26 protein-coding genes are annotated in these 25717 nt (G+C 60.6%); 15 read left to right on the top strand and 11 right to left on the bottom strand.

What is annotated here, in order from left to right; translation table 11 throughout:
* Window positions 1-21 precede the first annotated feature (21 nt).
* Window positions 22-648: an LPXTG cell wall anchor domain-containing protein gene (locus tag ACFVSI_RS14975; protein WP_387825095.1), complete on the top strand. Its 627-nt coding sequence runs from the start codon at window positions 22-24 to the stop codon at window positions 646-648.
* 55 nt (window positions 649-703) lie between these two features.
* Window positions 704-1342, top strand: coding sequence for a VanZ family protein (locus tag ACFVSI_RS14970; RefSeq protein WP_387825092.1), 639 nt, complete (start codon window positions 704-706; stop codon window positions 1340-1342).
* Between the two features lie 252 nt (window positions 1343-1594).
* Here ACFVSI_RS14970 and ACFVSI_RS14965 read toward each other — a convergent pair whose 3' ends face one another.
* The gene (locus ACFVSI_RS14965; RefSeq protein WP_387825196.1) at window positions 1595-2200 is read right to left on the bottom strand and encodes a glycosyltransferase family 4 protein; all 606 of its coding nucleotides are present in this window, start codon (window positions 2198-2200) and stop codon (window positions 1595-1597) included.
* 1161 nt (window positions 2201-3361) lie between these two features.
* On the opposite strand from ACFVSI_RS14965, the gene ACFVSI_RS14960 reads away from it, so the two are divergent.
* Window positions 3362-4462, top strand: coding sequence for an acyltransferase family protein (locus ACFVSI_RS14960; RefSeq protein WP_387825089.1), 1101 nt, complete (start codon window positions 3362-3364; stop codon window positions 4460-4462).
* Window positions 4463-5104: 642 nt separating this feature from the next.
* On the opposite strand, the gene ACFVSI_RS14955 is transcribed toward ACFVSI_RS14960, so the two are convergent.
* Complete coding sequence (locus tag ACFVSI_RS14955; RefSeq protein WP_387825086.1) at window positions 5105-5926, bottom strand: alpha/beta fold hydrolase; 822 nt, start codon at window positions 5924-5926, stop codon at window positions 5105-5107.
* Between the two features lie 44 nt (window positions 5927-5970).
* On the bottom strand, window positions 5971-6882 hold the full coding sequence (locus ACFVSI_RS14950; RefSeq protein ID WP_387825083.1) for an alpha/beta hydrolase: 912 nt from the start codon (window positions 6880-6882) through the stop codon (window positions 5971-5973).
* A 273-nt stretch (window positions 6883-7155) separates the two neighbouring features.
* Between ACFVSI_RS14950 and ACFVSI_RS14945 the strand changes: the two genes are divergently transcribed.
* The gene (locus tag ACFVSI_RS14945) at window positions 7156-8601 is read left to right on the top strand and encodes a hypothetical protein (protein WP_387825080.1); all 1446 of its coding nucleotides are present in this window, start codon (window positions 7156-7158) and stop codon (window positions 8599-8601) included.
* A gap of 64 nt (window positions 8602-8665) precedes the next feature.
* Here ACFVSI_RS14945 and ACFVSI_RS14940 read toward each other — a convergent pair whose 3' ends face one another.
* Entirely contained in the window at window positions 8666-9118 is a 453-nt protein-coding gene (locus tag ACFVSI_RS14940; protein ID WP_387825077.1) for an SRPBCC domain-containing protein, read from the bottom strand.
* A 72-nt stretch (window positions 9119-9190) separates the two neighbouring features.
* On the opposite strand from ACFVSI_RS14940, the gene ACFVSI_RS14935 reads away from it, so the two are divergent.
* A complete protein-coding gene (locus tag ACFVSI_RS14935; protein WP_387825074.1) occupies window positions 9191-10390 on the top strand; it encodes a glycoside hydrolase family 26 protein in 1200 nt (399 codons plus the stop codon).
* Window positions 10391-10466: 76 nt separating this feature from the next.
* Entirely contained in the window at window positions 10467-11204 is a 738-nt protein-coding gene (locus ACFVSI_RS14930; RefSeq protein WP_387825071.1) for a GAF and ANTAR domain-containing protein, read from the top strand.
* Here ACFVSI_RS14930 and ACFVSI_RS14925 read toward each other — a convergent pair.
* The 3 genes from ACFVSI_RS14925 to ACFVSI_RS14915 form a co-directional block, all read right to left on the bottom strand.
* Window positions 11201-11581, bottom strand: a complete 381-nt coding sequence (locus ACFVSI_RS14925) for an STAS/SEC14 domain-containing protein (protein ID WP_387825068.1) — start codon at window positions 11579-11581, stop codon at window positions 11201-11203. The genes ACFVSI_RS14930 and ACFVSI_RS14925 overlap by 4 nt on opposite strands.
* Before the next feature lie 151 nt (window positions 11582-11732).
* Window positions 11733-12110, bottom strand: coding sequence for an ArsR/SmtB family transcription factor (locus ACFVSI_RS14920; RefSeq protein WP_387825065.1), 378 nt, complete (start codon window positions 12108-12110; stop codon window positions 11733-11735).
* On the bottom strand, window positions 12070-13353 hold the full coding sequence (locus ACFVSI_RS14915; RefSeq protein ID WP_387825194.1) for an MFS transporter: 1284 nt from the start codon (window positions 13351-13353) through the stop codon (window positions 12070-12072). Before ACFVSI_RS14915 ends, ACFVSI_RS14920 begins: the two co-directional genes overlap by 41 nt.
* Before the next feature lie 329 nt (window positions 13354-13682).
* Here ACFVSI_RS14915 and ACFVSI_RS14910 point away from each other — a divergent pair, with 329 nt between their 5' ends.
* On the top strand, window positions 13683-14150 hold the full coding sequence (locus tag ACFVSI_RS14910) for a hypothetical protein (RefSeq protein WP_387825062.1): 468 nt from the start codon (window positions 13683-13685) through the stop codon (window positions 14148-14150).
* A gap of 16 nt (window positions 14151-14166) precedes the next feature.
* Here ACFVSI_RS14910 and ACFVSI_RS14905 read toward each other — a convergent pair whose 3' ends face one another.
* Entirely contained in the window at window positions 14167-14805 is a 639-nt protein-coding gene (locus tag ACFVSI_RS14905) for a hypothetical protein (protein WP_387825059.1), read from the bottom strand.
* Window positions 14806-15014: 209 nt separating this feature from the next.
* Here ACFVSI_RS14905 and ACFVSI_RS14900 point away from each other — a divergent pair, with 209 nt between their 5' ends.
* Both ACFVSI_RS14900 and ACFVSI_RS14895 read left to right on the top strand, forming a co-directional pair.
* Window positions 15015-15419 carry a VOC family protein gene (locus ACFVSI_RS14900; protein ID WP_387825056.1) on the top strand — a complete coding sequence of 135 codons (405 nt, stop codon included), beginning with the start codon at window positions 15015-15017 and terminating at the stop codon, window positions 15417-15419.
* The gene (locus tag ACFVSI_RS14895; RefSeq protein WP_387825053.1) at window positions 15416-15694 is read left to right on the top strand and encodes a winged helix-turn-helix transcriptional regulator; all 279 of its coding nucleotides are present in this window, start codon (window positions 15416-15418) and stop codon (window positions 15692-15694) included. Before ACFVSI_RS14900 ends, ACFVSI_RS14895 begins: the two co-directional genes overlap by 4 nt.
* Before the next feature lie 18 nt (window positions 15695-15712).
* Here the strand turns inward: ACFVSI_RS14895 and ACFVSI_RS14890 are convergent, their stop codons facing one another.
* A complete protein-coding gene (locus ACFVSI_RS14890) occupies window positions 15713-16327 on the bottom strand; it encodes a hypothetical protein (RefSeq protein ID WP_387825051.1) in 615 nt (204 codons plus the stop codon).
* Window positions 16328-16449: 122 nt separating this feature from the next.
* On the opposite strand from ACFVSI_RS14890, the gene ACFVSI_RS14885 reads away from it, so the two are divergent.
* Together ACFVSI_RS14885 and ACFVSI_RS14880 are read left to right on the top strand one after the other, a co-directional pair.
* Complete coding sequence (locus tag ACFVSI_RS14885; RefSeq protein ID WP_387825048.1) at window positions 16450-16857, top strand: MarR family winged helix-turn-helix transcriptional regulator; 408 nt, start codon at window positions 16450-16452, stop codon at window positions 16855-16857.
* Between the two features lie 142 nt (window positions 16858-16999).
* Window positions 17000-17179 carry a hypothetical protein gene (locus ACFVSI_RS14880; protein ID WP_144659223.1) on the top strand — a complete coding sequence of 60 codons (180 nt, stop codon included), beginning with the start codon at window positions 17000-17002 and terminating at the stop codon, window positions 17177-17179.
* A 61-nt stretch (window positions 17180-17240) separates the two neighbouring features.
* Here the strand turns inward: ACFVSI_RS14880 and ACFVSI_RS14875 are convergent, their stop codons facing one another.
* A complete protein-coding gene (locus ACFVSI_RS14875) occupies window positions 17241-18704 on the bottom strand; it encodes a YdiU family protein (RefSeq protein WP_387825043.1) in 1464 nt (487 codons plus the stop codon).
* 121 nt (window positions 18705-18825) lie between these two features.
* Here ACFVSI_RS14875 and ACFVSI_RS14870 point away from each other — a divergent pair, with 121 nt between their 5' ends.
* A complete protein-coding gene (locus ACFVSI_RS14870; RefSeq protein WP_387825040.1) occupies window positions 18826-19077 on the top strand; it encodes a hypothetical protein in 252 nt (83 codons plus the stop codon).
* Window positions 19078-19193: 116 nt separating this feature from the next.
* Here ACFVSI_RS14870 and ACFVSI_RS14865 read toward each other — a convergent pair whose 3' ends face one another.
* Window positions 19194-21050, bottom strand: coding sequence for an FG-GAP-like repeat-containing protein (locus tag ACFVSI_RS14865; RefSeq protein ID WP_387825037.1), 1857 nt, complete (start codon window positions 21048-21050; stop codon window positions 19194-19196).
* 525 nt (window positions 21051-21575) lie between these two features.
* Between ACFVSI_RS14865 and ACFVSI_RS14860 the strand changes: the two genes are divergently transcribed.
* The 3 genes from ACFVSI_RS14860 to ACFVSI_RS14850 all read left to right on the top strand — a co-directional run.
* On the top strand, window positions 21576-22025 hold the full coding sequence (locus ACFVSI_RS14860) for a hypothetical protein (protein ID WP_387825034.1): 450 nt from the start codon (window positions 21576-21578) through the stop codon (window positions 22023-22025).
* A 126-nt stretch (window positions 22026-22151) separates the two neighbouring features.
* A complete protein-coding gene (locus ACFVSI_RS14855) occupies window positions 22152-23942 on the top strand; it encodes an NAD(P)-binding domain-containing protein (protein WP_387825031.1) in 1791 nt (596 codons plus the stop codon).
* A gap of 291 nt (window positions 23943-24233) precedes the next feature.
* Window positions 24234-25717, top strand: a 1484-nt coding sequence (locus ACFVSI_RS14850; protein WP_387825028.1) for an FG-GAP-like repeat-containing protein, incomplete at its 3' end; no start/stop codon positions are given.

Here is a 25717-nt window from a genome sequence, read left to right as displayed (position 1 = left end):
AGGGTCTCAGGGGGGACACACATGAGGAAATCTCTTGCAGCACTTACGCTTGCAGGCTCCATTGCACTGCTCGGCGCAGTTCCGGCCGTAGCTAACAACGCCAACTATCCGGCACCGAATACCAGCGTTGCGGTTTCCGATGCTTCCGTGGCACCAGGTGAACCATTCGTCTTCAGCGGCACGGGTTTCACCCCCGGTGAAGGCATCACAATTACCGTGACTCCGACCGGAACTCCTGCGGCGAGTGGCGGTAGCGTTTCCGCTGGAAGCTTGTCGGTCTCTAGCCGCATCCCGCTGGCTCCGTCCACACTTTCCGCTACGGCTGACGGAAACGGTGCCTTCTCGGCATCTATCGTTATCAACGAGCCGGGTACTTACTCGGTCACAGCCACAGGTAACTCGTCAGGCGTAACGGCCGGTCCGGTCACAGTCGTTGTCGGCGGTGCGGCACTTTCCAACACGGGTGGCAGCACTGGAACTGGCACGGGCACGGGATTGGCCAACACTGGGGGCGTTCCCTTGGCGAACACCGGTGCAGACTCGAGCCTTGTTCTGTGGTCGCTCGTGGGCGCAGGTGCATTGGCAGCCGGCACGGCGTCAGTTGTAGTAGCTCGTCGTCGCGCGAAGAGCGCCGAGGTTTCGGCGTAATAATCACCTAACCCAAAAGGGTGGATTGCCTAGGCAATCCACCCTTTTCGGTGTTGTGTGTTTCCAGTTCGTAGGCCGTCGTGGTATTCCTGTGAATTATGGGGCGACACCTGAAACGGCGCAGACATTTGATAGCTCTAGGCCTTCCTGGACTCAGCCGAGTTACTGTGCCACAGAAGTTCTGCCAGTATGCCTTGTTGTCAGCTTTAGCTGCCGCCTCGCTCGGCGTGAGCGCGTGGGCCATCATTCAAACTTCTTGAGGGACGGCTTGAAAGTTACCACTGCTTGGCGATTGGGACTGATCACCTATCTACTATGCATAGCTGTCGTAGGCTTTTGGCCGGTACCAGTGGATCAGCCGGTCCAGGGAACTCTCAGATCACTCCTCCGCTATCTATATAGCTACGGCTGGCCCACTTGGATAAGCTATGCTCTGCTCGAGGCAGCTGCTAATGTTGCGATGTTCGTTCCCTTTGGAGTTATCACGGCTAAGGCGCTGCCTGATCGTCCCGGCTGGTCCCTGTCGTTCCTTGGCCTACTAACTTCCGTCTGTATGGAAGCTGGCCAGTTATTCTTCCTCAGTGCACGGTTTCCGAGCCTTCTCGATGTTGCCGCGAATAGCCTTGGCTTTGTAGTCGGGTTAGCGCTAGTACGGGTACGTGTGGTGAAAACATTCAGCGCGTGCCGGAGTTGAACAAGGCGAACTAAGTCCCATTGATATATCAAGTTAAAAACCTCACTACGCTGGCCTTCACGCTGGTCTTGGGAGGCTACTTTGCCCTTAATCCTCGGGCGGCAGACACAGTCCACAATGACCACTTCGGGGCGCAGGATTAATGCATTCGCCCTGGACAAGGCCCAAAGTCAACCGGCCTATTTCTGCTTGGTTATTCGGTACGGGCCGTCGGTTTCAACCATGGCTCGGTCAGGTACCGCGCGGAAACCACTAGAGGCCTGCCCCAGGACGAGAGGGCTTCAGAACGACCTCGCACGCTTGAACCACTTTGCGCGCACATGCTTTCCAAGTGAACTCCGCTTCGTAGCGTCGTCGAGCAGACGCGCTCATAACTTCATATACGTCCGGTTCCAATACTGATCGAACGGCTCGAACGTAGTCGTCGATGGTCGCCTCCTCTACGAGAGTCACCCCAGTTACACCGTTTTGGACGACTTCGGGGACACCCCCCACACTGGAGGTAACAGAGGGTAGGGCGTAGGCAGCTGCTTCTTGGAAGACTATGCCAAATGGTTCGTTTCGAGTGGGCAGGAGAAAGAGGTCTGCTGATGCGTAGAGATCTGAAAGCCTATCGCGGCCCTCACGACGATCCTTGCGGAGATGTCCATGGTAAGTTACGTTACGTCGATGCCAAGTCGTATCAGGGGGCTGTGTACCCACGACGTTCAGATGCACGTCAAGCCCGTGCGACCCGAGAGCGTCCACTATATTGACGGCACGGTCGATCCCCTTGCGGTGCCACTTCACACCGACGGTGAGGACTTCCACTCTCCCTGAGCCATGAAGACGCCTGCTCCTTTCCCCCGGGTCTGGCATATTGGCTGCAAACGGCATTATCATGGTCCCGCGCAAATCGTAGCGTTGAACTGCGTCGCGAGCGGCCCATTTCGTTGCCCAGAACGTCAAAGCCAAGCTCTGCAGTCCCTCCTTTTCCACCTTCGCCACTCGCCTTCGCGTGCGGTTTGACAGGCCGCTCCAATGCGGGGCTAGATCAACCCTTTGACCAATCGTGGCATCACCCCAATAGATGATGGGTATGTTGCTTCGGGAATGCAGCGGATACCAGCCCATGACAATTACAACATCTGGTTGGAGCTTGTCGATCTCGCGGTCGAAAAGCTTGGTGAAGAATCGAAGTGCTGCCGGTTCGACCTCCCAATTGACCTTTCGACCAAGTCGCCCCGACACGCCTGCAAACTTGTTCAGGAGTTGGTAGGCGAATGGAGCCAGTGGCCCAATTGTGACTACGTCGTCATGAACGCTTCGCAGTCCGTCCAGAAAATGGGCTGGCGTGCCCGACCAGACGCGAACGTCATCGGGTGACCCAGGCAATGTGCACACGGCGATTCTCATATATCGAGATTAACAGGCCAGCGAGATTTTCCGGGTCCGTTACTGTCCCGTACCTATCTTGTCTCATCTGTCACCTCAGCACACACTTTGTACCGGCAGCGAACCTCAGCGATCATTCATTGGGCGGCACGGCGGAGTCGGCTCCTGCCGAAATATTGTAAGAATCACGGATAATTAAAAAGTAGCCTTATGATGGTGCCGGCGGCACGCTCCTATTTACTGTTGCCCAACATGGGGCGTGTCGCTACCAGCAGCCCAAAGGTACACGCCCGGGCAAGTCCAAACTCCTCGCACCTGAACCCCAGTGCTAGTCCTTGAAGGGATATGACCTCACTTGCCGTACATCGACATTAACCCTCAAAAGACGGGGCCCAAGTGGCCCACGTATGTTGGTTTGGCCATCCTCTTAGTTGCAACGGTCGCCATCGTTGCTCTCGCTCTAACGAGGCACTGAAGACTTGCTGCACGGCGGCCTCGGGGGCGTGACAACATGCGACCTCCGCCGCACTTGCTGCCTACGCACGAATCGGTCATTGTAGACGCGATTACACAAGAGGCTAACAAGCTCTTGGAGTGCCCTTAGAATTAGGCCCGTCTCGTATTGCAATTAGTTGGGGGAACCAGATGTCTACCACTACCACCGTGCGCACAAATCTTGCGAGCCTAACAGGTCTAAGATTCTTTGCTGCGTTCATCGTTGTCCTCTACCACGTCTGGCGGATCTACGACCCCGCGCAATGGCTCGCACCAGTGGCCGGGTTCGGCTACGTGGGAGTGACCTTCTTCTTCATCCTGTCCGGTTTTATTCTTACCTGGACCTCCAAAGTTGATGACACACCGATGAACTTTTACTGGCGGCGATTCTCTCGAGTCTGGCCCCTGCATCTTTTGACAACCATCGCTGCCATTGGTCTGGGAATCGCGCTCGGAGCAAAGCTAATGTGGTCGTCGTTGCCCTTCGTCGTAACCCTGACTCAAGCGTGGGTTCCTGGAGATACCCGCTTCGCATTCAATGGACCTTCTTGGTCTCTAGCGAATGAGGCATTCTTCTACCTGCTGTTTCCATTGATTATCGGGTACATGGCCAGAAGGGGAAGACCCTTACGCTGGATGGGGGTAGCCTTTGGTGCGATGGCCCTGGTTGGCATCGTAGCCAGCGTCGTTATCATGACCGTCTCCCCGGAACGAATAGGGTACTTCACTTACACCATGCCCCCGTTTCGAATGGGGGAATTCGTCATCGGCATCTTCCTGGCTCTTGCTATGCGCAAGGGATGGCGTCCCAATTTTAATCTTGCACAAGCGCTCGGCGTCACCGTTCTGATGTATGTCACCATGAGCACAGTGGTGACGGCAATTGGGCAGCAACCCAGTGCAATACCTAACGTCATCGGCGACCTCTGGATGGCTCCGGCGTTTGTTGCCGTTGTCGCTGCGGGCGCCAGCGGCGACTTGCAGGGTAAGTCTGGCTTATTCCGCTCCTCTTTAGCAGTTAAACTTGGCCAGTGGTCTTTTGCCCTGTACTTAATCCATGAACTTGTCCTACGAGCCACCGAACCGCTGGCAGACGGAGCTTCAGCGTCCATGGCACTAGTTATCGCTGCCGGCGCAATATTGATTTCAATAGTCTTAGCCGCAGTGGCCTTCGAATATTTCGAGCGTCCGGTGGAAGCCAAACTTCGAGCCATGGCCAAACCAAAACGAGTGCCCGCCCACGCGGCCTGAGAACGCAACAGACCGCCCTTTCTGGAGCTGTCATCTTCGGCAAAGGCAGGAAACCTCTCCGTATTTGTTGCGAAAACAAAGTTCCTGAGAACGCACAGGGAAGCTGGGGCGGCATCGCCGTCGTAAGCCTTCTTCCTCGCCGGGGAACCTCATCCGCCCCCCCCGCCCAACCACATCCGCGATTACCCCTCTCGTGCGTGTTGTAGAGGTACCCGCCGTAAGAGGCACGCGGTGCCGTCGGCGACCCTTGGGGGCCGGCTGTGGCGCAGCTCGAGGCACTCCGGTGTCTTCCTGTTCTCCACCACAACGAAGAGCAGCCGGGTCCTTCGGGAAGCTGGTACGAGGGCCCGCTTAAAGTTCGTGGAAATGTGAGCCATCACGTTGAGGTACGTGGGCAGCATGGAATTCCGATGGGCGAGCAACTGCACACAGGCGAAGTGGGTGTAGACAGACTGTCCTCCGCGGAAGTCAAAGCCGTAAACAATCGGAGCCGGCCAAGGTTTTTGGCCGCCGGCATCAAGCCCGCCAGGTACCCGTAGCCATTCCTGTTGAACGCAAACAGACGCCAACAGACGCACGCACTTCCCCCGGGTAGCGGCTGGCGAAGTCGATCCCGTAAAGGCGGGCAAACGGTCGGCGAAGTTACGGGCGTTTGGACAGCCCTCCGAGGAAACTCCTCAAGTCCTCCGCCACTCTCTCCGGGCACTCCCAGAGCACCAGATGGCCTGTCCCCTCGTAGATCTGGAGTCGTGCGCCCTGAATACGGTCCACCAGGGTTTCCTGATGCTGTCTCGGCACAAGGTGATCGTGAGCGCCCCAAAGCATCAGCGTCGGGATAGAAATGTCGCCGGTCTCCGTCGGAGGGTCGGCCTCGTAGAATCCCCGCAACGAGGCCTTCCAAATCGAGGCGGGCATGGCCAGAGCGTCCTGTACTCGGTCCTCAATGTATGAGGTTGGCACTGCGTGCAGCATTCTGTACCAAGCCAAAGAATCACGAACCCAGTCCTCTGAGATCGGATCGGTGAGCTGCTCCACCTCGGCCGCAAATGGTGGCCTGCCGTGGAGCGTCAGGGGTGCGCCTACCAACGACAAGGATGCAACAAGGTCCGGATGCGAGACAGCGAGGTGCTGGGCAACATAGCCACCGCTGGATGAACCCAGGACATGTGCCTGTTTGACGCCGAGTGCCGACAGCACGCCCGCTACGTCCTCAACAACGTCAGGAAGCGAGTAGCCGTCTGTCGGCTTGTCGGCCGCACCATGACCCCGCAAGTCTGGCGCCATAATCACAAACCTAGGCAGCGCCGCAATGAGGCGATCGAAACTCCGCCAGGATTCGCCCCAGGCGTGCAAGAGCAGCAGTGGCCTGCCGCCGTCGTCGACTGCTTGTTCCAGGCTCCCCTGCACAAAACACGGCACGCTGATCCCGGTTTTCAACGACACGGTCCTGACTTCGGACTCCATGGCCTCAGCGTACGCTCGCCCGGCCGCTGGCAGGAAGGCAACTGCTACCCCCGCCCAACCTCCCAGGCCCGCACTCCATCCGCGATCTCCCCCGCGTGCGTGTGGTGGAGATAGTGCTCGCCGGCGATGGGCACCACCGTGCCATCGGTGACGCTCGCGGCCTGGCTCTGGTGCAGCTCGAGCCACTCCGGGTTCTGTTTGTTCTCCGCAACGGCGAACAGCAGCAGCGGCAACTCCTTCGGGAAGCCGGTTCCCAGGGCACGCTGGAAGTTCGTGCCTATGTGCTCCATCTCGTTGAGGTACGTGGGCGCCATCGAATTCCGGTTGGTGAGCATCTGCATTTGATCGCTCGCATAGTCCGAGTAGGCGGGGTTGTTGTCGTCCGCGAACGCGATAGCAGTGACCACCCGGAGCAGGCCAAGGTTTTTCGCCACTGACATCAGGGCCGTGGGGAATTGTGTATCGGTGCCCGGTTGCCCGGGAACGGAAGTATCGATGCCGACGAATGCGCTCACCTCGTCCGGGTAGCGTTTGACGTAGTCGATGCCGTAGATGCCGGCGATCGAGTGTCCCATCAGGACGTAGCGGTTGACGTGGAGGGACTGCAGCGCGCCATGGACTTCCTGCACGATGTTCTCAGTGGTCCGCTCACGGTCCGTTCCGTCGCTCAACCCATAGCCCAGAGGTTCCACCACAATCACCCGGTGGTCCTTGGCAAGCTCCCTCACCAAGGGCGCGAAGTCGAGAACTGGCGACGACGTTCCAAACCCGGGCAGGAGGACGACGTCTTTGAGCCCGCTGCCCGTCACCAGAACGTTCATCTTGCTGCCGTTCACATCCACCCGCTGACCGTAAGACTCGATCTTGCTGCTCTCGGCGTTGCTCGCCACCACGTTCGCCGCGGTGGTGGTCGCCAACCCCAGCGCCACGACGGCTCCAATGGCGGAGACTGTCACGAGCAATTTCTTAACTGACCTCTTCAAAGATCCCTTTCCAGTGCGCGCCGTGCGCCCTGTATCCAGCCTCGTGTTTTCCGGCCGGGAGCGCGTCACCCCAGGGTTCTGACTTGGGTACGCCATTCGAGGTACGTGGGGACAGCCCTCAGGATGAGATGGTCGGGGTAGTCGTCAAACTTGATGGCAAAGCAGGTAAAGAGCGTGTTCCCATGGGAGGCTTGGGGAGGTCGGCGCCGCTGCCACCAACAAGCCTGATCAGGAAGTGAACCCAGAATGCCACCGCGCCAAAGCCCCGCCCAAAAATTGGCCGCCAAGCTGTTGCTCGGTGGCGAATGGGCCCCTGTGACGAACAAAATGGCGTTCGTCAAACGACCGGTGGACCAGGCCGCCGTCGAGTGGCGAAAATGGGTCCAGCGGAGCAATTCTCAGAGCATTGCCGGCATCGGCGTCACCGAACATCACGGCACTCTGACAGAGCTCCTTAGCAAACTCCTGCCGCTGGGTTACGGGACGAGGTGGCTGCTTCTGGAGACAGCCAATCCTGAGTGGACCGCTGTCATGGAAAACACCACCGGTAACCCGCATTTCCAGCACGCGCTGCGTTACCACCTGTCGGAGGGCGAGGGGATTCCCACCATTGAGGTGGAAGACGAGCCCAAGAACATGAAACGCATGCCTACTGAGATGGCCCGTGGACGTTGGGGTGGTAGGAACCTGACCGTCTACGATGAAGCCGGTTTCCGGAGGTTTCTAAGCCTCTACCACTCTGAACCTTGGAAGTTCCACCACAACGGAGAACCGTACGATTTCGAAGACGTGGAGCAGTATTCAGCGCCTCGTCCGTTGGATTGTTTTCCTCATGAGACGCTGGTTCACATTTGCCGGAATCTTGGATTGGATCCGTTCGAGGAGGACTTCTATGTTCCCAATGGGCGGGCTTTTATTGTAGAGCTGCTTCACGATGGAAAGGCCTCGGACGAAAAGAAATACACGCTGGCTGAAGCGAGGGCAGGACGCGAGGACGTCACTGTTCCACGCGTTGACGACCCCGTCATTGGCAATGCCCTCTATCCTTCCGGCTCGGCCAATCCGAATCCCGATGCTATCTTCCCGGCGACCGGCTTCAAGCCCTACACAAAGCCAACGCCTTGGGACCAGGCAGTGAAGGAGTTCGAGGATTGCCTGAAACGGTACAGCAGCTACCCTGTGAGGGCGTCCTTCAGTGACGGCTTGGAAAAGTACGGCGTACTGGCCTCACCGATGCACGCTTCGGGTGGGACTGGAAGCACCGAAATCAGCGTGATGGCTTCGGCTACGTTGTTGGAATCTCCGTCGGCTATCCGCGAGTACACAGCGGCCTTCATGATTCTGCAGTGGCGGCAGGCGGATGGCTCGTCCGCTTACGAGTCGTTCTATCCCAACCGGAAGCAAATGGCCGTGATCCGGCGGATTTACAAAGAGCAAGGGCTCTACCCCTTCGACGTGGGTCCCAATGGCGTTTACTTCAACCTTGCTGTGGACAAAATGATCCGCACCGTGACAGACCTCCGCCTAACGCGCGAACTCGTTGAGTGGGAAGAATCCCACCCGGCATCCAGCACTGCGGAAGCATCTTCCAGGGCGAATCGTTCCTGTGCCTGGGACATCCGGATGCACATCCAAGAACGTGAAGACGAGATCTGGAACAGCGACTTGGACGATCGTGCGTCAAAGCCCTAGGCAGAAGTTCACAGAGTCCGACGCCTCCCCACAAAAGGCGGCGGCAGCACCGCCGTCGTGATACTTAAGCTTTTTCGGCGGCGGCCTTCAGGTCGGCCGCGAACCGGGTAAAGCTGTCATCAAATGACGGGATCTTGCTGGCAAAAAGGGGAAAGACCGGGCCGCCGATTTTCTCGGCCATCTCGAAACGGGAGCGGCCGTCGTTGGTTTCCGTGATGGTGTACGTCCGGGTTCCCAGGGCGTCGCCCCATGCAAGCTTGGTGGGCGCTTGGAATTCCTTCACTTTCAGTTTGAACGTGCGGCTGGGGTCCAAAGTGGAAACCAAGGTGATCTTGGAGCCCGGGGCGATGTCACCATCAATGGAGACCACTGTGGAATTCCAGTTCGGGTAGTTTTTGGCGTCCGTCAACAATCCCCACACCGTGGATGGAGATGCGTCGATGACAGTGGCGACGCGCGTTTCCCGGCTAAAAGTCTTGCTGGTAGTGGTGGCAATTCCATCGGATATTTCAGGCATGGCTTACGGCTCCTCTACGCGGGAATGCGGTGATAGTGATGATGGTACAGCTGCGCTGCTACATTGAAACCCATGACTTGGGGTCCACAAAAGATCGGTGCTGTCATTGCTGCGGGCATTGTGCTGGGAAGCTGCTTGAGTGCGTGCGTTGGGTCGCAGCCGGGTGCCACCCCTCCCCCGCTCCCCACCTGCCAGCCCACGCCGCCGTCGGCTCCCAAGGACGGCATCCTGGCCGGCGTAAACCTCGACTGGGAACACGAGACCTTGGAGCAATACGCCAAGAACCTCGGCGAGCGCCCGGCAGTCACCGTGACCTTTACGGACTTCCCCATGGCGGATACCGACAAACGGAACGTCGACGCAGCTTACGAACAGATCCGCGCCAACGGCGGCACAATGCTGCTCACCCTTGAACCCAAGCTGGGACTGGCCGCGGTCACCCCGGAGGTCGCCGAAGAACTGGCATCCACGCTGGCACGCTTCAACAATGCCGGGGTACCCGTGATCGTCAGGTTCGCCCACGAAATGAACGGCTCCTGGTACGCCTGGGGCCAGCAACCCACTGCCTACGTGGCCGCCTATCAGCGTGTGGCCGCCGCAATCCACGCAAAGGCTCCGGGCAGCGCCATGATGTGGGCGCCGAACTACGGCGGCGGTTACCCCTTCAGCGGCGGCAAATACGAAGCAGTGGCCGGAACACCGGATTACGCGCTGCTGGACACCGACAAAGACGGCCAAGTCACCGGGGCCGACGATCCGTATGCGCCCTACTACCCCGGCGATGCAGCAGTCGACTGGGTCGGCATGTCCCTCTACCACTGGGGCAACACCTATCCCTGGGGTGCCAACGTCATTCCCGAGCCCGGAAAGTTCATCCAGCAGCTCACCGGCAACTACAACGGTGCCGGCGGAAACGACCTCGCCGTCCCAGACTTCTATACGGAGTACGGCTCCAAGCGCAACAAACCCGTCGCCATCCCCGAAACAGCTGCCCTCACCACGGCATCCGGCGAAGGCGCCAACCCTTTGGCCATCAAGGAAGCATGGTGGGGCCAGCTCTTCGACCCCGCAATTCCACGGGACTACCCGGAACTGAAAATGATCAACTGGTTCGAGTGGGACAAGAACGAGGTAGAGGTCAGGGGCGTCGTGGACTGGACCTCCACAAAGGATCCCCAGGTGCGTGAGGCCTACACCTCAGCTCTGCCGGACTGGTTCACGTTTGCCCCCGCACCCGAGGCCTGCACGCCCGCCCAAGATGGGGGCTCCTGAGACCACTGACGGTCCATCCGCGTAACCCGGCAAAAGCAGGGACCAGTCTTGTGGGGAGTGGCCTACCATTGGCCCCATGGAGAGCTTTGATCATGGCGAACACATCCGCGGGCTGCACGAACTGGTAGCCGGCTCCGCCGACATCAAAGGGACCCTCGATGGCCTGACCAGATTTGCCGCAACTGCCATCAGCCAAAGCAGCGGGGCTCCCATCGACTGCGCGGTGACACTTCGCCGTCGAAAGCGCACAGCCACTGTTGCGGGCAGCAGCAAGAAAGCGGTGGAACTCGACAACCTTGAGCAGACGCTCCAGGAAGGCCCCTGCCTGGATGCCTTGGACAAGGGTCGTACGGTACTCCTTGCCGACGTCGAGACTGACACGAACTGGCCCGAATACAGCAAGCTCCTGGCCGGACACGGCTGCCACAGCGCACTTGGCGTGCCCCTGCCGCTGGGCGAAACCTCGGAGGCCGTGCTGAACTTCTTCGCGCCGGCCCCTGGGCTTTTTACCGAGGAAGTCATTAAGGAAGCAGAAGCCTTCGCCGAAGTCGCCGGCAGCACCCTGCGCCTGGCCATCCGGATCGAGGCCATGGAACAGCTCAACGCGGACCTGAAAGCTGCAATGGCCAGCAGAACCGCCATCGACCTGGCCTGTGGTGTGATCATGGCCCAAAGCCGTATTAGCCAAGACGAAGCATTCCGGCTTTTGACCCAGGCCTCCAGCCATCGCAACCAGAAACTGCGTACCGTGGCTGAGGAGATCGTGGAAAAGGTGACCGGGAGCGCCGACGCCAAGCTGAACTTTGAGGACTAGCCCGGGATCGCCTGCACAGCCTCCGCAAGCCATGCCAAGGCCTCAAGCCGCGATGTGAAGAACCTGGTGGGACACGGGACGTGGCTGGTTTGGAGTTGATACTGGACCACGGTTCTGTCCACGGGACTCTCTCCGAGCAGCGCGATCCTCGACGCCGCGCACGGTTCTTCGAAGATTTCACGCGCCTGATGACTCAGGAATCCGGTCTGGGCCATGTCCACCAACAACGGCAAGGATCGGCCGCCGGCAAGCATATTGACGGCATCCATGGCCTCCCGGGCATTGCCCGCATCGATGTGCACACCATGGTTCCACACCAGGTGCAGTAGTCCGTGCTCGAAACTGAGGACGCTGTCGTCCAACTCAATCCGGTCCATCCTGCACCTCCTTGTGTCCGACTATGGTTTGAATCCGCTGGACTCAGTAAAGGGCAAATATCCGCCCGGCGCACGGGTAGCCTGTACTCACCTTTTGCCTATGACAACGAGCGAACTACCTGCCCGATTCCAGCGTCCGAAGTCGTGTGGGTTAGTCGTGGGTGGGTTCGCCGGTGATCTGGTGGTCGGCGTGGTTGATGGTTTCCTGGATCAGACGGACAAGGTGCCCATCATGCAGGGAATAGATGACGTGCCGTCCGTCCTTGCGGGTGTCGACCAGGCCCGAGAGGCGGAGCTTGGCCAGGTGTTGGCTGACCACGGTGCGGGGCATGGAGGCCGTGTCGACGAGCTCCCCGACGGTCTTCGGTCCTTGGGCAAGTTGCCAGAGTAGGTGCAGGCGGGTCGGTTCGGCCAGCATTCGCAGCGTTCCCGCGGCGCTCTCCAGCAGCTCCGCATCCGGGGTGACCGGGTGGAACAGCGAGGGTGTTTCAGATGCGGCGCGGAACGGGCGCTCCGGTTGGCTGCTCACCGCTGTCCTCCTTGCTCACGGGTTCCCCGGCAATGACAACATCGTGACGGGGCCAGGAGAGGAATGCTCCTGCAGTACCCAGTATCGCAAGAACTGTCAGTGCAATGGCAGCAGGACCCAGGCCCGCGGCCGCACCGAGCCACCCGGCCAACGGATACGCCACGATGTAGCAGGCGTGCGAGAGGGAAAACTGCGCAGTGAAAACATACGAGCGGGTGTGCTCGTCCGAGGCGTCACGCAGCAGCCTCGCGGACGGGGTCAGGATCGTGGAATTGCCTGCGCCAAGCAAGAACCACAGCACCAGCAGCGCCGGCCAGCCCCACAAGGCCGGGCCGGTTAATGTCATCACGGTAACTCCTGCCAGCGTGGCCGGGATCAGGACGGCACCGCTCAGCATCACCGTGCGTTCCCCGAAGCGCTCCAGGACACGGGATGCGGACAGGGCAACGATCATCGACCCAATACCGAAACACGCCAACGCCAGGGCAAGATCCGTATCCGGGCGTCCCAGGACGGTGCGGACGTAGACCACGGTATTGACCAGCACCAACGCCGTCGGGGCCGCGACCACCAGATTCAGCGCCAACAAGGAACGCAGCCGACGGTTCCGCCAGAACAACCACACCCCGAGCGTGGTCCGGTGCCACAACGATCCCGTCGCCGACCCTGCAGCCACCTTCGGCAACGCGGTGAAAACCACCATGCCGGCCGAAAACAGGAAACCGGCCACCGTGCCCAGAAACAGGTTGTTGTAACTGACCACCGTCAGCAATAACGCCGCCAACGCCGGGCTGACCAACGCTTCCATGTCATAAGCCAGGCGAGACAACGACAACGCATGCGTGTAAGCACGCTCTTCCCGCAACACCGTCGGGATCAACGACTGGAACGCCGGGGTGAACGTCGCCGAGGCGGACTGCAGCAGGAGAATCACCACATAGATCTGCCACGCCTCCGTGATGAACGGCAGACACAACGCCATCGCGGCCCGGACCAGATCCGCGCCGATCAGCACCGGCTTCTTCGGCAACCGCGCCACCAAAGCATTGATCACCGGCGCGAAACCCACATACGCGCCCATCTTGATCAACAACGCCGTGCCCATCACCGCACCGGCATTACTGCCCGCCAGATCAAACGCCAGCAACCCCAAGGCCACCGTCAACAGTCCTGTGCCCACCAGCGCAATGACCTGCGCAAGGAACAACCGGCGGTACGTCCCGTCCCGCAACACCGAAAGCACCAGTAAACCCATCCCATCAGTTAAGTACATATGTGCATGTATGTGCACTTAAAGATAGTACTGTTCCGATCACCGACGCGGCACGAAACTCGGGCAGCGAACGGAAGGATGGCGACCACGGCGTGCCGGGCAGCCGATGTTCAGCCTCAACGTCAACGGGTGACGACCGACTTGCGGGGTGGGGACTTCATGAGATTATGGAGACTTCCGCAGCTAGCCGTCGACGGCGGTTGCGAACCCAGTCGGCTCCGTAACAGTCCTATGGGGGGCACATCACGGTGGAAGATACTGCAAGTCTTTGGCGTACTGACCCTTCGACATTCCGCGACGTGGTGATCAACCGCGCCGCACTCGAAGCTGCACTGGAAGGCGACTGTCCGCCTGTGGAGCGCGTGAGGTACCTTGGCTTGCTGCGACGTGACAGCCAAGCCCTGGAGGAAGGCCTCAAGCTGCTGCCCGACTCCGACTCCCCCGATCGCCGTGAGCTGCTCCTGATCCTGGCGCAGATCCATCAACGGCAGTACCACTGGCACGACGCCGCCGTGCTGCACGAAAAGGCACTCCGGACAGTCCGTACCCCTGAAGAGGAAGCGTACGTCCGCCACCACATTGGCCGCCGCCTCTTTGACGAAGCCCGCTTCCGGTCTGCAGCCGACGAGTTCCAATGGGCCGCCGACCTCTACCGTGTCGCCGGCCAACCTGAAGCCGTGGAAGAAAACCGCCAGGCCATGCGCCGCGCACTTCAGGTCCACAGTGACGAACGAAATGGCGGACGGCCGGCGTACGAACTGTCCTGATTCTGGGCTCCTGCGCTTAGGCCCCTGCCCAACGGCGGAGGGTCGAGTTGACCAGGCCGATCAACACCGCCGTCCACCAGCAGGTTTGGGAGACAGTAAGGGCGATTAACAACCTCATGCGGAGGCGTCGGCCCAGTTCACCGAAACGCGTTTGCGGCGGGAGGGCCAGCAGTTGGTGCATGGCAGGGGCTATACCCAGCCCGTTGAGCATCAACACGAGAACGCACACGAGCTTAATCACCGTGACCGGATTGCCCAGGTCCGGATCAATCAGGGCACCCGAAGCCAGCAGCAACGCCAGGCCACCCCAGATCAGGGGCTTGGCGGTGGCTTCCAGCCTTCCGGATTCATGCATCTGGACCTTGCCCAGCAGCCACAGCAGCCCCAGCCAATCGACCACCAGGATGGTGCCGAAAGACAGGACCAAGGCAAGGATGTGGACCGCAAGCCCGACGCGGTGCAGTTCAGGGCCACAGTCCACAAAGTGCCCCACCAGCAGTGAGGCGACCCATCCCGCCGTGCACAAGAGCCCGAGCAGTGCCAGCTTGAAGCGGCCCCGGCTTAGGCCCCGACCGGCTCCTGAACCGTCCTGGGTCGGGCTGGGGACAACGGGAAGCGGGGCTGCCCGGACGGGGGCAGGGGGCAGTACGGACATAGGGGCCTCTCGAGGGACGGGTGCCGTGTCGGTCCTTGGGGAGGCGGCACTCGATGCGGTGACGTGATGCGGAGTTTAGGTGTACCTAAGTGGGGAGATTACAGCCCCTTCTCGGAATTACGCAATCTTTGCGTGGCCTAATTACTCCAACGAATCTTTGATCTCCAGAAACCCTTGACGGCGTACTTGCATTTTGCAAGTATGGCCGCATGAGCCTCTTTATCACCTGCCCCGTTGAGAGCGTCGAGCGCTCCACCGACTTCTACAACGCCCTTGGCTGGACCCTCAATGCCAAGATGTCAGACCACAACGTCTCATGCTTCGAGATCGCGCCGGAGCAATACGTCATGCTCGGCAGCCGCGAGATGTACGCGAGCGTAGGTGGTTTCGAGGAACTGGTCGGCGGACCCAACACGCCGTCGAAAGTCACCGTTTCATTCGACCTCGGCAGCCGTGAGGCGGTCGACGAGCTCACCGAACGCGCCGGTTCCGCCGGCGGGCGGATCGGCGACACCGACGACTACCCGTTCATGTACCAGCGCCAATTCGACGACCCCGACGGCTACCACTACTCACCCTTCTGGATGAAGCCGGACACCGAACCGACTGCGTGAGCGACCTCGCCGCGGCCCTCGACAAAGTCGGAGCACGATGGGCCCTGCTTATCGTGGAACGGTTGCTCGACGGGCCCCAGCGATACGGCGATCTGCAGCGCGACCTGGGAGTGCCGACCAACATCCTCGCAACCCGCCTGCGTGAGCTCGAAACCGCCGGAGTTTTGTTCCGACTGCCACTCAAGCACAACACCCGGGCCTACGCACTGACCGATCGCGGGCTCGCCTTACGCGAGCCGATCGAAGCGCTGGCACGGTGGGTCGACGAGAAGTGATCATGGGGCCTCGTGCACTCATGAGTGACGGTGCTGCACAATCGTCGGGTCGATGACCTGGATGATCAGTGGCGCGCTATCCGCCCCTGGCACCCGCCAAACGAGCACGTCAGAACCAACGCCGGGGACCTGCGGCTGAAGCGGCAGCCTTGACGACGCCTTCGCCGGGCGCCAGCGGCCTCTGACATTTGAGCCGTCCTCTAGAGCAACAGTCAGGTCGAACGAAGATACTGATCCTTCCTCGGCCAGCTGAATATCTCTTGCCACGACCGAACCGCGCCACGCCCGGGCTGACTCACGGGTTTCTTCCCATTCGGCTTCTCGTTGGACATCAGACTTCGCCTCCACACCGGAGCCGAGCAGGATGATCCACAAGACCAGCGGAATGGCGGCAGTGACCACCGTGAAGAGCACGTTGAACCACAGCCCGGGAGTCTCTTCCGTCCAGAGGAGATACACAGCCCACCCCGCACCCACGGTAGCGAGCGCATTGACCACGGCGAAGAAGAGCCGACCGAACACACCAAGGTGCTCCGGGAGCATCAGAGACTGGGGTGCCGGCCCTGTTGCATCAAGGCGTTCGACGAAGTGCACAACGTGCCCGACGGTATCTTCCACGAAAGGCTTCGACATAGCGAAACCCTAGCCCACCAGCGCATACGTGAGGTGATCAACTTCCCCCGGGCAGCAATTCATGTAATGTAATAAGCAACCTGATCATTAGCGATAAGGCCGGGGGTGCCTGAATGCCTGATATGGAACGTTGGCCAACCAGCCGGTTGCTGTCCACTGCAGCAAGGCTGGTGGAGCTTGCCTGGAATGAGAAACTTCGCCCGCTGGGACTGACCTATCCGGCGGTGCTGACACTCGACGCCGTTGCGACGGCCGGCCCCATCGCCCCGGGGAAACTGGCCCAGAACATCCGCGTCCAAGCCCAGACCATCGGGCCGCTCCTCACCAGGCTCGAGCTACGGGGCTTCGTTGTCCGGGAAGCCAACCGCTTCGACCGCCGCGGCCAACTGGTCTCGATCACCGCCCGCGGCAAGGAGCTGCTGGAACAGTCGCACGGCCTGGAGAACGCAGTACTTGCAAACGTCAACCTGGACTCCGAAAGCTTGCGCAATGAACTCATGGCAATCGTGAGGGACACCGAAATCAGCTAGGCAAGCAACGGCCCACGTGGACGGGAGCCATCCAACAAGGCAGTATGGAGTTATCGCTGATGAAGTCCGGCGTGCACAGGAGAAGTCTCTCCAAAATCCCGGGCCAGCGAACAAAGCGATGCCCGGACAAACAAAGGGCATCATGACTGAACTTCACATAGGCGACAGCCTCCCAGTAGACCTTCTGAGCTTCCAAGCCGCCGAGTGCTTGGTATCCACCGGGCCGCCCGAGGCCGAGGACGTTTGCGTTCTCGACGCAGGACACACAGGCAACCATCTTGCTGCGGGCGCAGACATGGTGGTCAGGGCAGTCTGGAGTTAAAGGCTAAAGAGACGCCAAGGGCAAGCGATTCCCTCCGGGACGCTTGCCCTTGGCATTTAACTCAGGTGCCGCAGAACGTCCGGTAGGGGCCAAAGCTCTCAGGCGCCGGAGTCGCGAACTTCTCCAAACCAGGGCGTTCAACGAAAGGTGAAGCGAGCGCCTCAAGCAGTTCCGCCGTCGGGCCCATATCCCCGGCCGTTGCAGCCGCAAGGGCCTCTTCCACCAGATGGTTGCGCGGAATGTAGATCGGGTTCACCCGGTCCATGGCATCAGCATCCGGCCCTACGGCCCGCCAGCGCTCCAGCCAGTCATCGAAGGCAGGAAGGTCAAGGACCGCGCCTCGGACGGGTTCGGCGTCGCCTCGGGCGGCCTTGCTGAGATTACGGAAGAACGAGGTGTAATCGGCCCGCGCCTCCTTGACCAACTCAAGGAGGTCATCCACCAGAGGCGAGGCGCCGGCGTCGTCCATTCCCTCAGGCAGCCCAAGCTTGGCCTGCATACCGCCGAACCAGGCCGCGCTGTACTGCTGCCGGAACCCGCCCAACGCCTCCACCGCGAGCGCCACCGCCTGCTCCTCATCCTCGTGGATCAGGGGCACCAGCGACTCCGCGAACCGGGCGAGGTTCCACTCCGCCACCACCGGCTGGTTGCGGTAGGCGTAGCGGCCCTGCTCATCGATCGAGCTGTACACCGCGCCGGGATCGAAACCGTCGATAAAGGCGCACGGACCGTAGTCGATGGTCTCGCCCGAAACCGTCATGTTGTCCGTGTTCATCACGCCGTGGACGAATCCCACCAGCATCCACTGGGCCACGAGCCGCGCCTGGACCGCTATGACCCCCTTGAGCAGGGCGAGGTACGGGTTGTCCTCAGTGCTCGACGACGGGTGGTGGCGTTCGATTGCATGGTCGGCCAGCCGGCGCAGCAGTTCGATGTCGTTGCTGGCCCTCGCGTACTGGAAGCTGCCAACCCGGATGTGGCTGCTCGCCACGCGGGTAAGGACCGCGCCGGGCAGGACCGTCTCGCGTGGAACCGAGCGACCGGTCGCGACGACCGCCAGGGACCTGGTAGTCGGGATATTCAGGGCGTGCATCGCTTCACTGACGATGTACTCGCGCAGCATGGGCCCGACGACGGCCCGGCCATCACCGTTCCGCGCGAACGGCGTCCGGCCCGACCCCTTCAGGTGGATGTCGCGGAGCCTCCCATCAGCGTCGGCGACTTCGCCCAAAAGGAGTGCACGCCCGTCGCCCAACCGCGGCGAATACCAGCCGAACTGGTGTCCCGCATAACCCTGCGCAACAGGGGTAGCGGCCTCCGGGACGGCATTGCCCACCAGCAGCCGCACGCCCTCCGGGCTCCGCAGGAAGTCAGGATCAAAACCAAGTTCGACGGCGAGTGGCTGGTTGAGCAGCAAAAGCTGCGGATCCGGGGCCTCCTCCGCGCGCCACGGGATGGCCAGCTCGGGGAAGTCGCGGGCGAACTGGCCCTCGAAGGCGATGGTGGATTCGGCGGAGTGGCTCATCAATTAAGGATAGGGCGGTTTCCGGGCGGGGTGGTAAGGATGCTTAGGTCCGGTGGCTGCGTGACTTGGGGCGTTAACGGGTTATCCTTCAACTCGAATGCCAACAAAATAGGGGGAAACCATGACGACCACTGCCGACGCCACTGAGATTGAAATTCAAAGAAGACTCGGTCTGTCATACAAGAAGACGTCGATCGTCCTGGGCGTCATTGGGTTGTTCATCCTGGGAATTCCGTTGGGGATCGCGGCCTTTATCTTTGCCCGCAAGGCGGAGACACAGGGCGTCAAGGCTACCGCCGGGATCGTGCTGGCGGTGCTGGATATTGTGCTGTCGATCGTGATCATGGTGGTGATGAGGCCGTTCAACATTTAGTCACGGGTGATCCGCCGGCTGGACCGCGGTCTGCGGATCGCAACAGCTGCTCCGTCCTAAAGACATTAAAGTCAATGGCGGCCTCCCTTGCAGGAGGCCGCCATTGACACACGTTCCTAGAGCACTGCCGTCATGGCATCCCAGCCCCAACCAACACCGAAGCGTGGCATCCAGCCACCCTTGCCATCGCCCGGGTAGTGCCAGAGCAAGCCTTGGGCGTCGCGGGCAAGGAGGTCGGCTGTCCCGTCCGGCGGGAAGTTGCTGTTGAAGTCACCGGGGCCAACGATGGCGGTCATCGAGTTCCAGCCGGTACCCACCTGCACGCGGGGGAGCCACCCAGCCTTGCCGTTGCCGGGATACAGCCACAGCGTCCCCGCAGTATCGGTAGCCAGGACATCATGCGTGCCGTCGCCGTTGAAGTCACCGGGACCCACAATCTTGTCCATGACGTTCCAGCCTGAACCCACTTGAAGGCGGGGAAGCCACCCAGCCGAACCATTGCCCGGGTAGAGCCACAGCGCACCGGAAGCGTCCCTGGCCAGAACGTCGTGTTTGCCATCTCCGTTGAAGTCACCGGGACCCACAATTGAGGTCATGATGTTCCAACCGGACCCCACCTGAATACGCGGGTACCACTCGCCGTAGCCATTACCGGGATAGAGCCACAAAACGCCGTTGGTGTCACGAGCCAGCACGTCCGGGCGGCCGTCGCCGTTGAGATCACCGGGGGCCAGGATTGAAGTCATTACATTCCAGCCGGCACCAACCTGGACTCTCGGGCGGAACTGGCTGCCTGTGTTTCCGGCGTAAAGCCACAGATTTCCTACCCCGTCGCGGGCAAGTGTGTCGGCCTTTCCATCAGAAGTAAAGTCGTTCTTGGCCGGGTTCACGACGATCGTAAGCCATTTGGTGAGCGCTGAAGGACTAACGCCGTTAGCTGCACTGACCTGGACGTTGTACGTCCCCGTCTTTGAAGCGATTCCGGACAGGTTGCCTGTCTTCCCGTCCAAAGTCAGGCCCGGAGGCAGCGTGCCTGCCTGGACGGCGAAGGAGGACGCAGGTGAACCGGTCGCCTTGAACGTGTAGTTGTAGAGGGAGCCAACAGTTCCGATCCCCGGAGGCTCGGCGGCAGAGAAAGCTGGCGGAGCATCTGCACCGTCGATCAACGTAACAGAACCACTCTGCTGGTTGGAGACGTAGGTCTTGTTGGTCGCCTCATTGACCGCTGCCATTTGGGGCCATCTACCGGTCTGAATGAGGTCCATGTCGCCAACGGCAGCACGAAGAACACTGACTTTGCCCGCACTTGGATGCACGGCGTAAACCCTATTCGTGGTTTCGTTGACCGCCAGGTTGGTGGGACCGTCCAGGAAGGCGCCATATTCGACTTTTGAAACACGATTTGTGGCTAGATCGACAACCGACAAGTAGTGACCTCCCGAAGCCACGTACAGCGTGTCAGTCTTGCTATTGACAACCAAGGCCCCCGGCAATTCGAAAAACGGAAGGGGCGTAACCGAGTTACTGACACCATCAATCACCCGCAGGCTTTTACCACCGTCGCTGCTGTTTTCGTTGCTGACGTAGACCTTGTTGGTCTCGGAGTTTAATGCCAGGCGATAAGGGCGCAGGCCGGCCGGTAGGGAAATCGACGTCTTGGAGGTCCCATCAACAACATAAACGACGTCACTATCCACGTCGGTCACGTAGACCTTGTTGGTTGCAGAATTCAGGACCATATCGGAGGGGTAACTCCCAACCGGGACCGTTGTACTCGTATTGGTCGAGATGTCAAAGATCAGAATGCTGTTGGGGCCCCCGCCCAAGGCGAAGATTTGGTTCGTGGCCTCGTTTACCTCCAGCCGCCAAACGCCAGGCCCCGAATAGACCACGGACGCGGCGTTGGTGGCCCCATCGATAGCAACAATGGTGCCATCGACCGAGACATAGATCTTGTTCGTGACAGTGTTCACGGCTAATCCAGATGGATATCCAGTCAGCTGGACGGAGGATGCCGCATTAGTCGCTCCATCAATGATTGAAAGGTGACGACTACCCAAATTGGCGACGTAGACCTTATTCGTCACCGGATTCACCACCGTGTTGGTCGGCCCGCTTCCTGTCACGATGTCCGTGACCCGCACATCCGCTTGAGCTGGAGAGGCCACCCCGAATAAGGCTGCGGCCACAAGACAGACGGTAATTAGGACTGCTGAAACAGATCTATGTCGCCCGGTGGAGCGATCAGATAGTGGTTCTTGCTTTCTAAACGGCAGATTGGTCACTGCAGCCCCCTCATTTATGTGTCAGCGACCACATTCGTGGGCCGGGGAGAAGTCTACAGTCATGCGGCGGGCTACTCTGCGAACATAAGTTCCCCCAAGACTTACAAAGCCTTAGGCCTTGGCCGGGCTCCAGCGGCCGGTGCCACGACCGCCGTCGAACGCTTCCGCCCCTGCGGGTACATTGAAAGGACGTCAACAACCTTGGGGGTATGCATGCTAAAGCGCAAGCGTTCAGTGGCCATTGGAATTGCGTGCCTGGTTCTTGCCGGCATCACCGCGTGCACAGGGCAACAAAAGCCCGCCGCTGACCTCCCCTCTTTCAACTCCATCGATGAGGCGTTTGCCGCCGTGGACGACGTCCTGGAATGCGATCCGCAGCCCGTCGGCGATCCGATAGTTCCGATGAGCGACGGCCGCAAATTGGTCTCGGCCCAGCGGCTGTGTTCCGAGCACGTGCAGGTGGACCTCTACCCGGACCCTGAAAGCGTTGAGAAGAGTTACAAGATCCTGGCCGACTCCCGGCAGGGCGACATCAGCATTGTGCGAGGCAGGAACTGGATGGTGGTCGATTTCAGCGCGATGACCTCCGGAAGTCCGTCAACGAAGGACATCGAACGCCTGTCCACGAAACTGAAGAGCGAATACTCGGTTGTTGGGACCTAGCTTCCACCGGCAACGCATCGTGTAACCCTCTTGTAACCCCCTCCGCCCTTTACTTGTGACGTGGGCCACTTTCCAGCCAATGACGTGCCGGATGGTGTCCCCTCGCCAGCAACGGAAAGAGGAATCATGCCTGACACAGCCAACGGTGCCGTGGAAGCCTGGTTGACGCAGTTCGACGACGCTCTGCGCAGCCAGGACATCAACGCCGCATTGGAACTCTTCGAAGACGAGTCGTATTGGCGCGACTTCGTCTCCTTCACCTGGAATCTCAAAACCCTTGAGGGCAAGGCCGACATCAAGGACATGCTGGAAGCCGTTCTCGCAGACGTCCAGCCTGCCCAGTGGACCCTTGCCGAAGACGCCGCCGGCGACCCCGCCGCCCCCGAAGCCTGGGTGAATTTCGAAACACTGCAAGGCAGGGGCTATGCGCACCTGCGGCTCCGCAACGGCAAATGCTGGACCCTCCTGACCACCATGCAGGAGCTCAAGGGATTCGAAGAAAAGAAGGGACCCAACCGCGAACAAGGGGTCACCCACAGCATCGAAAAGGGCCGGAAATCGTGGCTGGAACGCAAAGAGGAGGAGGCTGCCCGCCTCGGCTATGAGGACCAGCCGTACGCGGTGGTCATCGGCGGCGGCCAGGGTGGCATCGGCCTTGGCGCGAGGCTTCGCCGGCTGGGCGTCCCCACCATCATCGTGGACAAGAACGCCCGTCCCGGCGACGCCTGGCGCAACCGCTACAAGTCCCTTCACCTCCACGACCCTGTCTGGTACGACCACCTGCCGTACCTGAATTTCCCCGACGACTGGCCCGTGTTTGCAGCCAAGGACAAGATCGGCGACTGGCTGGAGCACTACACCTCCATCATGGAGCTCAATTACTGGTCCAACACCGAATGCACCAAGGCGCGCTGGGACGAGGAAAGCGGCACCTGGGAGGTCAATGTCATTCGCGACGGCGAACGCGTCACCTTGCGCCCCCGGCAACTCGTCTTCGCGCTGGGCGTTTCCGGCTACCCGAACATCCCTGTTTTCGACGGCGCAGAGACCTTCCTCGGCGAGCAATACCACTCCTCCAAGCACCCCGGCGGCGGAGACTGGACCGGCAAGAAAGCGGTGGTTATCGGCTCCAACAACTCGGCCCACGACATTTGCGCCGACCTTTGGGAGCACGGCGCCGACGTCACCATGGTCCAACGGTCCTCCACCCACATCGCCCGCAGCGAATCGCTGATGGACCTTGCCCTCGGGGACCTCTACTCCGAAAGGGCCCTGGCCAACGGCGTAACCACCGAAAAGGCCGACCTCCTGTTCGCTTCGCTCCCCTACCGCGTCCTTCCGGACGCACAAGTCCCGGTGTACCAAGAGATGGCAAACCGCGACGCCGGGTTCTACTCCCAGCTCGAAGCCGCCGGATTTGAGCTGGACTTCGGGGTGGACGGTTCAGGCCTGTTCCTCAAGTACCTGCGACGCGGCTCCGGCTACTACATCGACGTCGGCGCTTCGCAGCTGATCATCGACGGCCGCGTGAAACTCGCCAACGGTCAGGTCAGCAAAATCACCGGGAACGCCGTGATCATGGACAAAGGCGACGAACTCGAAGCCGACGTCATCATTTACGCCACCGGCTATGGCTCCATGAACGGCTGGCTCGCGGACCTCGTCTCCCCCGAAGTAGCCGACCAGGTGGGTAAGTGCTGGGGCTACGGCTCCGACACCCCCAAGGACCCGGGCCCGTGGGAGGGCGAACTGCGCAACATGTGGAAGCCCACCAACGTCGAGAACCTCTGGATCCACGGCGGCAACCTCCACCAGAGCCGGCACTACTCCAAGTACCTCGCCCTGCAGCTCAAGGCCCGCATGGAGGGACTCCCCACCCCCGTGTACAGCCTGCAGCCATCCCACCACGCGCGCTAAGGAGCCAGCTTTCAATGTCCGGAACGGTGTAGTCTGCAGGCAAGCTTGGGCAAAAGCAGTACGTAACTGGGGGGAGCTGCCATGGAGCACGAATATGCTTCAGGTAACGAGGCAATCGGCCTGGACGAACCAGGCCGGAAGACCAGGTCCGCTGGGAAAGGGGGCTCCCGGAGGCTTGTTGCGGCTTTAGCCACAGCAGTGACACTGGGATCCCTGTTGTTCGGAGGACTCGCCCAACCGGCGCGAGCGGATACCACGGTATACACGGGGCCCAGGTCGGCGGCAGTCGCGGTGAACCAAGCGACTGACAAAATTTACGTCAACAACTATGACGACACCGTGACAGTCATCGACGGGCCCACCAACAGCACTGAGACCATCCACACGACGAAGTCTGGCGATGGCCGGTCGATGGTTGTAAATCCGGAGACGAACAAAATCTACTTCACGAAAGGTGACGGTTCCGGCTGTGCCTGTGGCGCCTCCCTGGGGATGATTGACGGGGCCACCAACACCGTTTCCGACATCGGTTTCGCAGTCATCCCCGACGCGGGGATGCTGGCAGTGAACGAAGTGACCAACAAGGTTTACGCCGCCGGTGACGGCCGTCGTGTGGCGGTGATCGACGGGGACACCAACACCACAACAACCATTCCCATACCCACCGGGGTGGGCAAGCTGGCAGTGAACCCCGTGACCAACACCATCTACGTCGCCCCTTCCAACGGGGGAACCGTGGCAGTGATCGACGGAGACACCAACACCACAGCAACCATTCCCATAGCCACCGGATCCCACCCGATGTCCGTGGCGGTGAATCCGGAAACCGACAAAATTTACGTAGCCAATCGGGACAGCAACATTTTGACCGTGATCGACGGCGCCACCAACACGATCGACGCGGAACTTACTACTGCCAATTATCCGAGGGCGGTGGCGGTGAACCCGTGGACCAACAAAATCTACGTCTCCGGCGATGACGCTGTGACGGTGGTTGACGGTGACACCAACACCCCAACCACCGTGGCTGGAGGTGGAAGTGCGCTGGCTGTAAATCCGGCGACCAACAAAATCTACGTCACCGGCCCCGGCTATGGCAGCATGTTCAACGCCGTGACGGTGATCGACGGAGCGACAAACACCTCCGCGACCGTTGTCGCCGGAGGCCACCACTCGGTGGCAGTGAACCCGGAAACCAACAAAATCTACGTCACCAGCTTCAGCAATACTGTCAGGGTGCTCGACGGAGCCACACCCAGGAAGGACTACAACGGCGACGGCACGACGGACGTGCTCGCACACGACGCCGCCGGAACCTTGTGGCTGTACCCGGGCAACGGCTCAAGCGGGTGGTTGGACCGGGCCCAGGTCGGGCAGGGCTGGAACGTCATGACCGCCATCATCGGCTCAGGTGATTTCAACGGTGACAGCGCTGCTGACGTGCTGGCCCGGGACGCCGCCGGAACCTTGTGGCTGTACCCGGGCAACGGCTCGGGTGGCTGGTTGGGCCGGACCCAAGTCGGCCAAGGTTGGAACGTCATGACCGCCATCATCGGTCCGGGCGACTTCAACGGCGACGGGACCATGGACGTGCTCGCCCGGGACAGCGCAGGCGCCCTCTGGCTGTACCCCGGCAACGGCTCGGGTGGCTGGTTGGGCCGGACCCAAGTCGGCCAAGGCTGGAACGTCATGACCGCCATCATCGGTCCGGGCGACTTCAACGGCGACGGGACCATGGACGTGCTCGCCCGGGACAGCGCAGGCGCCCTCTGGCT

This window comes from Paenarthrobacter sp. NPDC057981 (assembly GCF_042886835.1).
Lineage (GTDB): Bacteria > Actinomycetota > Actinomycetes > Actinomycetales > Micrococcaceae > Arthrobacter.
This window is presented reverse-complemented; position numbering and strand designations above follow the sequence as displayed.